Raw genomic sequence first — 13,726 nt, 5'->3', positions numbered from 1 at the left:
GCGCTGGCGCCGCCGTCCGACCTTCAGTTGACGCGGTTCTGCTTCAGGCGCCGCCACAGCGTGGTCGGGCTGATGCCGAGATAATCCGCAGACTCGTTGCGCCGGCCGCCGAACATTTTCAGGACACGGCTGATTTCTTCCAGCTCCAGCGCCTTCAGGTGGCCACGGGCCGCGTCGTCGTTGTCGGCGTGGGCATAGATTTCCGGTGCCAGTCGCGGCAGCGCGGCCACGATAGCCGCGCTGCCATGGTGCAGATTGCTGGCCACGACCAGCCGGTCAACGATGTTCTCGAGCTGACGTACGTTGCCGGGCCAGTGGTAGCCCTTGAATCTGGGCACGAGGCCGTTGACCAGAACGTCAATGTCGATATTGGCCCGGTAGCGGGCGACGGCGCGGTGCACCATGTACGAGGTCAGCGCCACGATGTCTTCCGGGCGTTCGCGCAGCGCGGGCATGCGCACGGCGAACGTGTTGATGCGGTAGTAGAGGTCCTCGCGGAACCGGCCCGCGCGCGTTTCCTCCGCAAGGTCGACATTGCATGCCGCGATGAACTTGATGTCCAGCGCGACCGGCTTGCGCGCGCCAACCGGGGTCATTTCCTTTTCCTGCAATACGCGCAGCAGCTTGGCCTGGTGGGCCAACGTCAAGGCGTTGATCTCGTCCAGGAAAAACGAACCACCGTTGGCCGTTTCGAGCAGCCCCGTACGGCCGCCGCTCCTGGCGCCGGTGAAGGCACCGTCCATGTAGCCGAACAACTCCGACTCGAACAGATCGACCGGAATCGCCGAACAGTTCACCGCAATGAACGGACCGCTGGCGTGGTCGCTGGCGGCGTGCACGGTGCGTGCGGCCAGTTCCTTGCCCGTGCCGGTTTCGCCATACAGCAGCACGATGTCGACGTTGACACCGTAGACCGACAGGAGGTTCTGCACCTCGGCCATGCACTGCGAGCTGGACACCAAGCGCCGGCCGTCGCTGCGCAATTCCCCGGCCCGGCTGAATTGAAAGCGGTAGACGGCGGCCGGTGTGCCGTCGGAAAGATCGAACGGTTCCTTGTTGAGCGTGCACGGATGTCCGTCGATGAGCAGCTGCTCGGCCTGAAGGCGCAGCGCGTTGCAGGCGTGCTTGTCGAGCAGGCCGTTCAGCCGGCGGCGCTGGGCGAAGTGCGGAATCTGCGTCAACGCCGCGCTGTTCCACGCCACCACTTCGTTGCCTTGCGTGGTGATCACGGTTGGGCACGGGTTGCTGTCCAGCGCAAACTGCAGCAGGGAATCCTTTTGCAGCTGGCGCGCATTCTGTCCGGCAAGTAGCGTGGCCTTGCGCAGCAGATTGCGGCAGGAGCTGCGCGAGTAGATAAGCACCGAGCCGATGCCCCATTGGTCGGCCAGGTCGCAGGCGTAGCTTGAGCCGATCACCACGCCGTAACCTTCGCTGCGATGCTGGTGGAAGACTTCCTTGATTTCCTCGGCCGTCGTGTAGGTGCAGTGCAGGACTTCGATGTCGTCGAATATTTTCAGCAAATCCAGGTTGGTCTCCTGGCGCTCGTAGGTCAGCAACAGGATGCGCCGCGAGATGAGCCGCGCGGTCAGCACGGCGCGGATCAAATCCTCCGAGCTGACCCGCAAACCCAGGACCGGCACGGACAGCGTGTCCTTCAGATAGAACGCGTTGGCGCCGGCGCTGACGAAGAAATCGACTTGCTGGGTATCGATCAACTCGCGCGCCGCGCGCACCGCGTCATTGAAGACGTTGTCGATGACGGTGATCTGGGCAACGTTCTTGAATTCGTCGACCAGACTGTGGATGACCTGGGTGAACTTGGAGTTGCCCACGACGCATATGCGCGGCTGGTTCCGGCTGGCAGTGACAAAGTTCATTGAGTGGCTCGTCCCCCGACGTCACACACGTACTCTTATACTGCCTCAACCGGCGGCGCCGCGCCATCGACGCATCTTTACCGGGCGCGCCGGCGGGTCCATGTGCCGCGGGCGAATCCATGCTGCCGCGCGCGCTGCCCGGTCACTGCCAGGTACAGCCCACCGCGGCGCCGGCAGCCCGTTCAGGGGAAAGCGCGGGGCTTGCGCAAATTCGTGGTGGGCCCACCAGGACTCGAACCTGGAACCAAAGGATTATGAGTCCTCTGCTCTAACCATTGAGCTATAGGCCCGTGCAAGGGCGGCAGTTTACCGTAGGCGCGGATGGCGTAGCGGCGATTGGGCGGTGCCGGAGGAGGCGCGGGGCGGACTGCATGCCGGTCGGCGGTGAGTTTCGAGTCGGCCGCCGGACCTCGCCCGGACGAGCAGGATCGGCGCGTACCGTGTGGACGGCGGCAGGATCGCGCGGGAGCAATCGTTCGACGACGTGGATCGGGACGGCCACGACGAAGAAGCTCCGCCTTGGTGGAACGCTTAGTCGCGGGGTCCGGCGCGGGGACGGCGGCAACGACGTTCGTCGCTGCCGCCGTCCCGGTCACGGTGGCAGCGTCTTCTGTACGCTGAGCAGGATGCTCTGGTTGTCGCGGCTCGTGTTGTCCAGCTGGTTCTGGTATTCCGCGCGCAGCGACCAGCCCTTGAGCGTCTGCAGCGCGATGCCTGCGCCGAGCAAGGTATGGTTGCGGGATTGGCGGGCCAGCGTGGCCTGGTACAGCGGACCGGACGGCAGGTCCGCATAGCGCATCGCCGCCTGGCTGGAGCCTTGCATGTCGTGGCCGAACTCCGCGCGCAGCTGCGGCGCCCATACGCCGTAGTCGCGCTGGACCGTCCATCGCGCCAGCAGGCCCACGGTGGCGGTGCTGGTCTTGACGGTCTGGTCCCGGTAGCTCAGTGCGAACACGGCGTCGCCGGTTTCGGTGTAGCCGTCGAGCGTCGCGCGGGCGATGTCCAGCCTGCCGTAGGGCGTGAGCAGCATGTCGTCCGCCTGGTGCCGGTAGCCCACCGAGAACGAGGCGAACCACTGCTTGCCGTCGCGGCTGCCGCGCACCGTGTTGCCGTTGTCGGTGACGAAGCGGCGCGCGTCGAACTGCAGCCACTGGTAGCCGACCAGCGCGTCCATGTAGGCCGATTCACCGGGCCGGTAACTGCCGTAGGCGGCGACGTTGTAGCTGTCCACGGTGCTGCGGCTGCCATGCTGGCCGATGTCGGAAGCATCGTGGCCGTAGCCGACGCCCAGGCCCAGCGCGAGCGACTGGGTCAGCTGCTTGTCCGCGCCCAAACTGAGGCCCGAGGTGGTGAAGTCGACGCCGTTGTAGCTGGCGCCGGGCTTCAGCTTGCCGAAGTTCATCGCGCCACCGGCCCAGAAGGCAAGGCCGTCCGGCGCGCCGCCACTGGAGGCTGCAGGAACGGTTGCCGGGGCGTCTGCGGGCGCCAGGAAGGGATCGCCGCCGCCGCCCATCACCTGCTGCTGCAGGCCGGCCAGCGTGTCGCTGCGCCGCTGGCTGCTGGCGGAACTCATGGTGATGCCGTTGCTGAAGCCGGCGCGGCTGCCGCTGTCGTGCAGGCTTTCCAGGCGGCGCTGGAAGTTGCCGATCTGGCCCATCGCCATGCGGCGTGCCGCCTCGGCCTGGGCTTCCAGCACGCCCAGCACTTCGGCGTTCTTCGACGGATCGCTGCGCAGCATGACGGTAACGTCGACCGTGCCCGGTGCGGAGGTAGCGAACGCGTTGCTCAGCGTATAGGCGATCTGCGCCACGCCATCGAAGCTGGCGGCGGAGGTGAACGCCAGCGCGTAGCCACCGCCGCCGGTGGATACGATGGTGGCCGAACCGGCGTTCGCCGGCGAAATGGACACCACATTCGCAGCCGTGAACGGACCGCCGTGCGCTTGCGCGACAAGGTCGACCTGTACCGTGGTGCCGGCGTTCGCCGTTGCCGTCAGCGCGGCTGCCACCGGACGCGGGTTGACCGTCACCGTGACGTGGGCCGGTGGCGAGGTGCCGAAGACGTTGCTCAGCGTGTAGTCGAAGCCGAACGTGCCCGAGGCGTTCGCGGCGGCGGTGTAGACGATGTCGGTGCCCTGTGCCGTCGCCGTACCCGAGGCTGGCGTGTTCACCACCGCAGCGGCAGTGAATGGGCCGTTGCTTGCACCCGTGGCCGCATGGATCGTGACTGACGCGCCGGCCAGTACTGAGACGCTCTGCGCCGCCGCGACCGGCACGGCCAGCGGCGTCACCGAGACGCTGACCGTGGCCGGCGACGAAATCCCACCAGGGCCAGTGGCGGTGTAGGTGAAGCTGTCGCTGCCGAAGAAGCTGGCCGACGGCGTGTACACCACATGCAGGCCGCTGACCGCCGCCGTGCCGTGCGCAGGCGCCTGCGCCACCGCGATGCTGGTGATCGGGCCGGCGTCATTGGCCGTGACCGCGATGGTGACCGGCGAGTTGGCCGGTGTCGTGGCGGTGTCGTTCACCGTGACCGGCACGGGCTGGTCGATGCCCAGCGAGTAGGCCTGGCTGCCGGTGAAGCCGAAGCCGTCGGTTGCGCTGACGGTGAAGTTGTAGCTGCCAGCCGTGGTCGGCGTACCGGACACCGTGCCCGAGTTGCTCAAGGCGATGCCGGGCGGCAGCGCGCCGGAGGCGAGGCTGTAGGTGTAGCTGCCGTTGCCGCCGCCGCCGCTCGCGCCCAGCGCCTGACTGTAGGCGAGGTTGGCCTGGCCGTTCGGCAGCGTGGCCGGGGTGATGGCGATGGTCGGTGCGGCCACGGTGAAGGTATAGGCCTGGCTGCCGCTGAAGCCGAGGCCGTCGGTCGCGGTGACGGTGAAACTGTAGTTGCCCACCGTGGTCGGCGTGCCGGACACCGTGCCCGAGCTGCTCAAGGCGATGCCGGGCGGCAGCGCGCCGGAGGCGAGGCTGTAGGTGTAGCCGCCGCTGCCGCCGCTGGCGCTCAACGCCTGGCTGTAGGCGACGCCGCCGACGCCCGCCGGCAGCGTCGCCGGCGTGATCGCGATGGTCGGCGCGGCCACGGTGAGCGTGTAGATCCGGCTGCCCGAGAACGGTGCGCTGGTGCCGGTGCTGCTGTCAGTGGCCCTGAGCGTGAAGTTGAAGCTGCCCGCTGCCGTCGGCGTGCCGGACAACGTGCCTGTGGACGACAGTGCCAGACCCGACGGCAACGTGCCGGCGACGACGGAATAGGTATACGGTGCCGTGCCGCCGGTGGCGGTGAAGGCATGCGTGTAGGGGGTTTCCGCTGTGGCGTTGGCCAGCGCGCCTGGGTCGAGCACCACCGTGCCCGCGCCGACCGTGACGCTGTAGGCCTGGCTGCCGGTGAAGCCACTGCCGTCCGTTGCGGTGATGGTGAAGTTATAGGTTCCCGCGGCTGTGGGCGTGCCGCTCATGACGCCGGAGTTGACGTCCAGCGACAGGCCTATCGGCAGTGCGCCGGAGCTCACATTGTAGGTAAAGGTGGCTGGTTGGCCTTCCGATGCGGTGATGGTCTGGTTGTACGCGACGCCGACCGCCGGTGCCGGCAGGATGCCCGGCGACAGCGTGATGGTCGGCACGGCCACGGTGAACGTGTAGGCTTGGCTGCCGGTGAAGCCGAAGCCGTCGGTCGCGCTGACGGTGAAGTTGTAGCTGCCGGCCGTGGTCGGCCTACCGGACACGGTGCCGGCGCTGCTCAAGGCGATGCCGGGTGGCAGCGCGCCGGAGGCGAGGCTGTAGATGTAGCTGCCGTTGCCGCCGCTCGCGCCCAGCGCCTGACTGTAGGCGAGGTTGGCCTGGCCGTTCGGCAATGTGGCTGGGGTGATGGTGATGGTCGGCGCGGCCACGGTGAACGTGTAGGCCCGGCTGCCGGTGAAGCCGAAGCCGTCGGTCGCGCTGACGGTGAAGTTGTAGTTGCCGGCCGTGGTCGGCGTGCCGGACACGGTGCCGGCGCTGCTCAAGGTGATGCCGGGCGGCAGCGCGCCGGAGGCGAGGCTGTAGGTGTAGCTGCCGTTGCCGTTGCCGCCGCTCGCGCCCAGCGCCTGACTGTAGGCGACGTTGGCCTGGCCGTTCGGCAACGTGGCCGGGGTGATGGTGATAGTCGGTGCGGCCACGATGAAGGTATAAGCCCGGCTGCCGGTGAAGCCGAAGCCGTCGGTCGCGCTGACGGTGAAGTTGTAGTTGCCCACCGTGGTCAGCGTGCCGGACACCGTGCCCGAGCTGCTCAAGGTGATGCCGGGCGGCAGCGCGCCGGAGGCGAGGCTGAAGGTGTAGCCGCCGCTGCCGCCGGCGGCACTCAAGCTCTGGCTATAGGCAGCGCCACCGGTGCCCGCCGGCAGTGTGGTCGGCGTGATCGCGATGGTCGGTGCGGCCACGGTGAGGGCGTAGCTCTGGCTGGCCGTGAATGGCGCGCCGGTGCCGGTCGAGCTGTCCGTGGCCTGCACGGTGAAGTTGAAGCTGCCGGCGGCGGTGGGCGTGCCGGACAGCACGCCGCCGGAGGATAGCGCCAGGCCCGCCGGCAGCGCGCCCGCCGTCAGCGTGTAGGCATACGGCGCGGTGCCGCCGTTGGCGGTGAAGGTGTGCGTGTAGGGCGTTTCCGCCGTGGCGTTGGCCAGCGCCGCCGGGGCCAGCACCACCGTGCCGGCGCCGACCGTGACGCTGTAGGCCTGGCTGCCGGTGAAGCCGCCGCTGTCAGTCGCGGTGAGCGTGAAGTTGAAACTGCCCCCCGCGGTCGGCGTGCCGCTGATCACTCCCGAGTTGACGTTGAGCGACAGGCCCGTCGGCAGCAGGCCGGAGCTCACGTTGTAGGTGAAGGTGGATGGGCTGGCTTCGGATGCGGTGATCGCCTGGCTGTACGCGTTACCGACCGCCGGCGCCGGCAGGGTGCCCGGCGACAGCGTGATGGTCGGCGCGGCCACGGCGAGGGTGTAGTTGCCCGACATGGTGAAGGGCGCGCCGGTGCCGGTCGAGCTGTCCGTGGCCCGCACGGTGAAGTTGAAGTTGCCTGCCGCGGTCGGCGTGCCGGACAGCGCGCCCGCGGACGACAGCGTCACGCCCGGCGGCAGAGCGCCCGCGACGATCGCATAGCTGTATGGCGCGGTACCGTTGGCGGCGGCGAACGTGGCGCTTGCCGGTGAGCCGGCGGTGCCGTTGATGGTCGTCCCGGATGCGGGCGCCAGCGTCAGCGTGGGTGCGCCCACCGTGATGCTGTAGGCGCGGCTGCCCGTGTAGGGGCCGGTGCCGGTACTGCTGTCGGTCGCGGTAATGACGAAATTGAAGCTGCCGGCGGCCGTCGGCGTGCCGGTGATCGCGCCGGTGCTGCTGACGGTCAGGCCAGGCGGCAGCGCGCCGGCGGTGACGGCATAGGCATACGGAGCGGCGCCGCCGGAGGCCGTCACGTTCTGCGAATACGCCGCGGCCACGCCAGGGTTGGTCAGCGAGGCAGGCGCAATCGAAATAGTCGGGGCGTTCACCGTCAGCGCCAGCGAGCCGCTGGTGGCGCTGAACGGACCGGTGCCGGTGCTGCTGTCGGTGGCGGTCAGGGTGAAATTGAAGCTTCCACCCGCGGTGGCCGTACCCGACAGCGTGCCGTTGCTGGCCAGCGTGATGCCCGCCGGCAGGCTGCCGGAGGCGATGGCGTAGGTGTACGGCGCCGTGCCGCCGCTCGCGCTGGCGAGCGACTGGCTGTAGGCCGCGCCGACGGTGGCCGGCGGCGGACTGGCCGGCGTGTAGCTGATGGTCGGCGGCGGTACGGTGATGGTCACCGTGGCCGGTGACGACGTGCCGCTGGCGTTGGTGCCGGTATAGGTGAAGCTGTCCGGGCCGGCGTAGCCGGCGGCGGGCGTGTAGGTGATCGAGGTGCCGCTGGCGGTGGCGGTGCCGTGCGCAGCCTGTGTAGCGACGGCGACCGAGGCCGGCGCACCGCCGGTGAAGTTGAGGGTGATCGGGTTGCTGGTACTGCCGTAGGCCACCGTGGCACTCACCGGGTTGGCGACCGGGGGCGGCAGGTTCTGCACGGTGATGGACAGGTTGTTGGCCGAGAAGTACGGCCCGGGGGCGCCGCTGCTGTCCGTGACGCGCACGGTGAAGTTGGTAGTGCCGCTCGCAGTGGGCGTGCCGCTGATGGTGCCGTTGCTGGCCAGGGTCAGGCCGGCTGGCAGCGTGGTGCCGCCGTCCAGCGTGTAGGTGTACGGCGGCGTGCCGCCGGCGGCGGTCAGCGTGAAACTGTAGGGTCGGTTGATGACCGCCGCCGTGGGCGTGTTGGTGACGGCGACGCTCGGCGCACCGATGGAGACCGAATAGCTCGCCGTACCGGTGATGCTGGCGCTGTCGGTGGCCGTGATCGAGAACGCATAGCTGCCCTGCGTGGTCGGCGTGCCGGAGATCGTGTTGCCGCTGAGCGTCAGACCCGGCGGCAGGGAAGAACCGCTGGTGACGGCGAAGGTGTACGGCGCGGTGCCGCCGGTGGCGCTCAGGGTCTGGGTGGCGTAGCTGACGGCTACGGTGCCCGAGGGCATCGTCGCCGGCGAGAGCGTGATGGGCGAGGTCTTCGGGGCGATGTGTACCGTCACCGTGACGAAATTGATGCCCGAGCCATCGTCGTACCGGAAGGTATCCGTCGTGGCGCCGTCGTTGTTGTTGGAGTAGCTGATCTGCGAGGCCGCGTTGCTGGTGACTGTCGCCGTGCCGTGGTTTGCCGGCGACGTGATGTTGCCGATGCCGAAACCGGGGCTGGCGCTGCACGCCGTGACGTCCATGCTGATCGTCGTGCCGGGCGCCATCGGCGATCCGGAGGAGGCATTGGACGGCGTATAGGCCGTGCAGACCGCACGCGACAGGCCCGGCAGCGCCAGCATGCCGCACACCAGCAGGAAACTTGTCCACCGGCCGAATACGCTACGGCCGAGTCCATGGCGCATCGCGTCGCGATGCTTCGACTCCGGATGCCACATGACTTGTCCCCTGTTTGCCCGTGTTCCGTTGGGCGGACGCCTGGCGGCGCGTTGTGAAAGCTGCCGTGGCTCGCGAACGAGCAGCCACGGTACCGGACCTCTTCGCCGGACGGTCGTGAGCCCTGCCTGGCGGTTCTGTCTTTTCCTTTCAGTGCCCCTCGAGGGCGGCCGCGGCATATTGTGGCTTTGTGCACGAAGAGCTTGTCAAGCCGTCGGGTATGCGCAAGAGTGCACGGGCCGGCCGGGGACCTGTCGCCGGAACCATCCAAGGGGAGAATCACTCATGTCGCAACCCTTTCTCGGGCAGGTGATGCCGGTGGCGTTCAACTTTGCGCCCAAGGGATTCGCTTTCTGCAACGGCCAGTTGCTGCCGATCAACCAGTACCAGGCGCTGTTCTCGCTGCTGGGTACCCAGTTCGGCGGCAACGGCACGACGAACTTTGCCTTGCCCGACCTGCGCAGCCGCACCCCGCTGGGTTCCAGCAACGGCACGGACGTCGGCCAGGTCGGCGGCGTCGAGAACGTCGCGCTGTCGAGCGGGCAGATTCCTGCGCACAATCACGCCTTCAACGCGAACACCGCCGCGGGCACCACGCGCATTCCCGGCAACGGCGTGCTGGGTGCCGCCGGCTCGCTCAGCATCTACGGCAGCTCCGGTGGCCCGCAGATTCCGCTGAACGTGCTCGACGACGCTGGGCAGACGCTGCCGCATTCGAACCTGCAGCCATACACGGTGCTGAACTTCTGCATCGCGCTCAATGGCATCTTCCCCTCGCGCAGCTGACCGGAGCTCCCGCCATGTCCACACCTTACGTTGGCGAGATCCGCCTGTTTCCCTACAACTTCGCACCGAATGGCTGGTTCGACTGCGACGGCCGCCTGCTGCCCATCTCGGAATACGATGTCCTGTTCAGCCTGGTCGGCACCGTTTACGGTGGCGACGGCGTGAATACCTTTGCGCTGCCCGACCTGCGCGGCCGCGTGCCGATCCACCAGGGTGCGGGGCCGGGCATGGGAACCTACGTGCTGGGCCAGCTGGCCGGCACCGAGACGGTCACGCTGCTGCCGAACCAGCTGCCGGCCCACAGCCATGTCTTCTACGCGGCGGATTCGGCGGCAAGCTCCGCCGCGCCGTCCGCCACACTCCAGCTGGGGGCCGTCAGCGGAGACACGCTGTACACGAACAGCACCGCAGGCATCGCCAGCGGCGACCTGGCCGCGACGGCCGTCGGTTCCGTGGGGGGCAGTCAGCCGCACGACAACACCATGCCCACGCTGACCGCGCGTTTCTGCATCGCCTGGGCCGGCGTCTACCCGTCGCAGGGTTGAGCGCCGTCGACCGACTACAAGGACATCATTCATGAGCGATCCCTTCATTGGCGAGATCCAGATCTACGGCTTCAACTTCGCGCCCCAGAACTGGGCCCTGTGCCAGGGCCAGTTGATGCCGATCCAGCAGAACACGGCGCTGTTCTCGCTGCTCGGTATCCAGTTCGGCGGCAACGGCACCACCAATTACCAGTTGCCGAACTTCACCGGCAACGTGGCGTGTGGCCAGGGCCAGGGCGCCGGGCTGACGCCACGCATGGTCGGCGAAACCTTCGGCTCGGACAGCGTCACCCTGCTGCTCAATGAGATGCCGGCACATGCCCACGGCGCGCGCGTCTACAACCAGCCGACGGCCGCCAATCGCGCCGGCGTTCCGGCCAGCGGCGATGCCGTCATCACGCCGCAGTCGGTGGCGATGCTGACCAATACCAACGCGGTCAACACCACCTTGCCGATCCAGACGGTCGGCATGACCGGTGGCGGCCAGCCGCACGAAAACCGGCAGCCGTACCTGACGCTGAATTTCTGCATCGCGCTGTCAGGGGTGTTTCCTCAGCGCCCGTGAGCGCAGCCGGGACGTTGAACTTTCCCCCGAGCCGGGCGGCCTGGCTGCCCGCCTCGGGGGAAAGCCTTCCGGCAGGGGTGGGCTGGCGCGACGCGCATGAGCAGGATCTGCCGTTCCTCCGCCGCCTCTACGGCGAGGTGCGCGCCGCCGAACTGGCCGCGGTGCCGTGGCCAGACGCTGTGCGGCAGGCTTTTCTGGACAGCCAGTTCGCACTGCAGCACCTGCACTACACCACGCATTTCCAGCCGGCGGATTACCTGGTGATCGAGGATGCGGGGAGGCCCATCGGCCGCCTGTACCTGTACCGCGACCCGCGGGAGGCCCATGTCATCGACATCGCGCTGCTCGCCGCAGCGCGAGGACGCGGCATCGGTTCGGCGCTGCTGCAGCAAGTGCAGCAAAGTACGCTGCGCGATGGCCTGGGCAGCGTCATGCTGCATGTCGAGCAGCGCAATGCCGCGGCGCGCAGGCTCTACGAACGCCTGGGATTCGCCGTCGAGGAGGACGTCGGCGGCCACCTGCGCATGCGCTGGATCGCCGCCATGCTCAGTTGAACAGCGCCTGGTAGATGAAGCCATCGCGGTCGCGCGCGATCGGCACCAGGAAGATGCCGAACTCGCCCACGCCGTCGTGGCGCATGGTGTAGGTGCGCTGCGGGAAAAGCACCGCCGATTCGTGGCGGAACAGCAGGGAGAACGGCTCGCGCACCATGCCGGCGACCGGCTGGTACGGCAGTGGCCGCGCCTCGACCAGGACGAAGGGCGTGCTTATCTGGTCGATCTCGACCCTGAAGGTCTCGTTGAGATGGCCCGCGAAGTGGTCCAACCGAAAAAATTGCATGACGTTCCCCCTGGCCGTCGAGCATGCCCAAGCCGGGCCGGGCTTTCAACATGTGTCCGGTGCGCGCCGTCGCTGAAGGACGAGCCGCGCCTTCCTGGCGAGCCGGTCGTGCGTTCCCGGGGCGACAACAAGAAGCCCCGCGTCGGCGGGGCTTCTTCGTCATGCCGGCGTCGCCGCTTACTCGACGTCGAGGAACGAGCGCAGCTGTTCCGAACGGCTGGGGTGGCGCAGCTTGCGCAGCGCCTTGGCTTCGATCTGGCGGATCCGCTCACGGGTGACGTCGAACTGCTTGCCGACTTCCTCCAGCGTGTGGTCGGTGTTCATGTCGATGCCGAAGCGCATGCGCAGCACCTTCGCTTCGCGCGGAGTCAGGCCGGCGAGCACGTCGCGCACGGTTTCCATCAGGCCGGTCTCGGTGGCCGAGTCGATCGGCGAGCTGGCGTTGCCGTCCTCGATGAAATCGCCCAGGTGGGAATCCTCGTCGTCGCCGATCGGGGTTTCCATCGAGATCGGTTCCTTGGCGATCTTCAGCACCTTGCGGATCTTGTCCTCGGGCATCTCCATTTCCTTGGCCAGTTCCTCCGGCGTCGCCTCGCGGCCGAACTGCTGCAGCATCTGGCGGGAAATGCGGTTCAACTTGTTGATCGTCTCGATCATGTGCACCGGGATGCGGATGGTGCGCGCCTGGTCGGCGATCGAGCGGGTGATCGCCTGGCGGATCCACCAGGTGGCGTAGGTCGAGAACTTGTAGCCGCGGCGGTATTCGAACTTGTCGACCGCCTTCATCAGGCCGATGTTGCCTTCCTGGATCAGGTCGAGGAACTGCAGGCCGCGGTTGGTGTACTTCTTGGCGATCGAGATCACCAGGCGCAGGTTCGCCTCGACCATTTCCTTCTTGGCGCGGCGCGCCTTGGCCTCGCCCGAAGCCATGGCGCGGTTGATGTCCTTGATGTCGATCAGCGGCAGGAACAGCTTGCGCTCGATCGCGGCGAGCTTCTCCTGCTCGGCGTCGATCGCCTCGCGGTGGACCTTGATGTTCGGCGACCACTTCTGCCGCTTGCGGCTCAGCTCGGCGACCCACTCGAGGTTGCCCTCGTTGCTGGGGAACGCCTTGATGAACTCGGCCTTGGGCATCTTCACCTGCTTGACGAAGATGTCCATCAGCACGCGCTCGTGGTGACGGATGTCGTTGACCACCTCGCGCAGCTTGCGCACGAAGCCGTCGATCAGCGCGCTGGGCAGCTTGAGCTTGAGGAACTCCTCGGCCATCAGGTCGCGCAGCTTGACGATCTTCCTGTCGGTGATGCTGGCGGCTTTCGGCGCGGCCTTCTGGAACTTGGCGTAGTGCTCGCGCAGCAGTTCCATGCGGCGCTTGACCTCTTCCGGGTCGGGGCCGCTGGGGCCGGCTTCTTCCTCGTCCTCGGTGGCGGTGTCGTCGTCGTCGGTGTCGGCATCGTCGTCACCGACCTCGGGCTCGGGCGCCAGCAGCGCGGCGGCTTCCTTTTCCTTGCGCGCGAGGTCGGCGGCTTCCTCCAGGTCGAGGAAGCCGGCCAGGATCTCGCTGAGGCGGCGCTTGCCGTCCAGATGCTGGTCGTATTCCTCCAGCAGCAGCTCGATGGTCAGCGGGAAGCTGGCCAGCGCGGTCTGCACCTGGCCCAGGCCTTCCTCGATGCGCTTGGCGATGGCGATCTCGCCCTCGCGGGTCAGCAGCTCGACGGTGCCCATTTCGCGCATGTACATGCGCACAGGGTCGGTGGTGCGGCCCACTTCGGAATCCACTGCGGACAGCAGCGCGACGGCTTCTTCGGCGGCGGCCTCGTCGTCGGTGCTGCTGCCGGCCTTGTCGGCCAGCGGGTCGGTGTCCGGCGCGGCGTCGTGCACTTCGATGCCGACGCCCTTGAGCACCGCCATGATGTCTTCGATCTGCTCGGGGTCGACGATGTCGTCGGGCAGGTGGTCGTTGATCTCGGCGTAGGTCAGGTAACCCTGCTCCAGGCCCTTGGAGATGAGCGCCTTGATCTCAGACTGTTGCTCGTGGGGAGCTTTGCTATTCATTCACCGACCGCCGCAGGGTTCAAGAACCGGACATTATAGCGATGTGCTGCTTTTTTGACCAGTTTTCAAGTG

8 protein-coding genes and 1 tRNA gene are annotated in these 13,726 nt (G+C 67.6%); 4 read left to right on the top strand and 5 right to left on the bottom strand.

Annotation, left to right across the window (positions count from 1 at the left end):
- Positions 1-23: 23 nt before the first annotated feature.
- The 3 genes from RHOOR92_RS0103845 to RHOOR92_RS0103835 form a co-directional block, all read right to left on the bottom strand.
- Complete coding sequence (locus tag RHOOR92_RS0103845) at positions 24-1,877, bottom strand: sigma 54-interacting transcriptional regulator (protein ID WP_027489633.1); 1,854 nt, start codon at positions 1,875-1,877, stop codon at positions 24-26.
- A gap of 214 nt (positions 1,878-2,091) precedes the next feature.
- A tRNA-Ile gene (locus RHOOR92_RS0103840) sits at positions 2,092-2,167 on the bottom strand.
- 302 nt (positions 2,168-2,469) lie between these two features.
- Positions 2,470-8,865: a putative Ig domain-containing protein gene (locus RHOOR92_RS0103835; RefSeq protein WP_027489632.1), complete on the bottom strand. Its 6,396-nt coding sequence runs from the start codon at positions 8,863-8,865 to the stop codon at positions 2,470-2,472.
- Between the two features lie 283 nt (positions 8,866-9,148).
- On the opposite strand from RHOOR92_RS0103835, the gene RHOOR92_RS0103830 reads away from it, so the two are divergent.
- The 4 genes from RHOOR92_RS0103830 to RHOOR92_RS0103815 are packed head-to-tail and all read left to right on the top strand — an operon-like array spanning position 9,149 to position 11,313.
- The gene (locus RHOOR92_RS0103830) at positions 9,149-9,649 is read left to right on the top strand and encodes a tail fiber protein (protein WP_007508861.1); all 501 of its coding nucleotides are present in this window, start codon (positions 9,149-9,151) and stop codon (positions 9,647-9,649) included.
- Positions 9,650-9,663: 14 nt separating this feature from the next.
- Positions 9,664-10,194: a tail fiber protein gene (locus RHOOR92_RS0103825; RefSeq protein WP_015446521.1), complete on the top strand. Its 531-nt coding sequence runs from the start codon at positions 9,664-9,666 to the stop codon at positions 10,192-10,194.
- 31 nt (positions 10,195-10,225) lie between these two features.
- Positions 10,226-10,759 (top strand): tail fiber protein, encoded by a 534-nt coding sequence (locus tag RHOOR92_RS0103820; RefSeq protein WP_007508865.1) that lies wholly within the window; start codon positions 10,226-10,228, stop codon positions 10,757-10,759.
- A gap of 14 nt (positions 10,760-10,773) precedes the next feature.
- On the top strand, positions 10,774-11,313 hold the full coding sequence (locus tag RHOOR92_RS0103815; RefSeq protein ID WP_231378315.1) for a GNAT family N-acetyltransferase: 540 nt from the start codon (positions 10,774-10,776) through the stop codon (positions 11,311-11,313).
- Here the strand turns inward: RHOOR92_RS0103815 and RHOOR92_RS0103810 are convergent.
- Together RHOOR92_RS0103810 and rpoD are read right to left on the bottom strand one after the other, a co-directional pair.
- Positions 11,306-11,599 carry a hypothetical protein gene (locus RHOOR92_RS0103810; protein WP_027489630.1) on the bottom strand — a complete coding sequence of 98 codons (294 nt, stop codon included), beginning with the start codon at positions 11,597-11,599 and terminating at the stop codon, positions 11,306-11,308. The two genes, RHOOR92_RS0103815 and RHOOR92_RS0103810, sit on opposite strands and share 8 nt — an antisense overlap.
- Positions 11,600-11,776: 177 nt before the next feature.
- Entirely contained in the window at positions 11,777-13,654 is a 1,878-nt protein-coding gene (gene rpoD, locus RHOOR92_RS0103805; RefSeq protein WP_007508871.1) for an RNA polymerase sigma factor RpoD, read from the bottom strand.
- Positions 13,655-13,726: the final 72 nt, after the last annotated feature.

Source organism: Rhodanobacter sp. OR92, from assembly GCF_000427545.1.
Taxonomy (GTDB): Bacteria; Pseudomonadota; Gammaproteobacteria; order Xanthomonadales; family Rhodanobacteraceae; genus Rhodanobacter; species Rhodanobacter denitrificans.
The sequence above is the reverse complement of the archived record's forward strand: the minus strand, read 5'-3'. Positions and strand labels throughout refer to the sequence as shown.

Coding starts and splice junctions, on each gene's coding strand:
- RHOOR92_RS0103830 (WP_007508861.1), top strand. CDS start 9,149: ATGTCGCAACCCTTTCTCGGGCAGGTGATGCCGGTGGCGTTCAACTTT.
- RHOOR92_RS0103810 (WP_027489630.1), bottom strand. CDS start 11,599: ATGCAATTTTTTCGGTTGGACCACTTCGCGGGCCATCTCAACGAGACC.
- RHOOR92_RS0103825 (WP_015446521.1), top strand. CDS start 9,664: ATGTCCACACCTTACGTTGGCGAGATCCGCCTGTTTCCCTACAACTTC.
- RHOOR92_RS0103845 (WP_027489633.1), bottom strand. CDS start 1,877: ATGAACTTTGTCACTGCCAGCCGGAACCAGCCGCGCATATGCGTCGTG.
- RHOOR92_RS0103835 (WP_027489632.1), bottom strand. CDS start 8,865: ATGTGGCATCCGGAGTCGAAGCATCGCGACGCGATGCGCCATGGACTC.
- RHOOR92_RS0103820 (WP_007508865.1), top strand. CDS start 10,226: ATGAGCGATCCCTTCATTGGCGAGATCCAGATCTACGGCTTCAACTTC.
- rpoD (WP_007508871.1), bottom strand. CDS start 13,654: ATGAATAGCAAAGCTCCCCACGAGCAACAGTCTGAGATCAAGGCGCTC.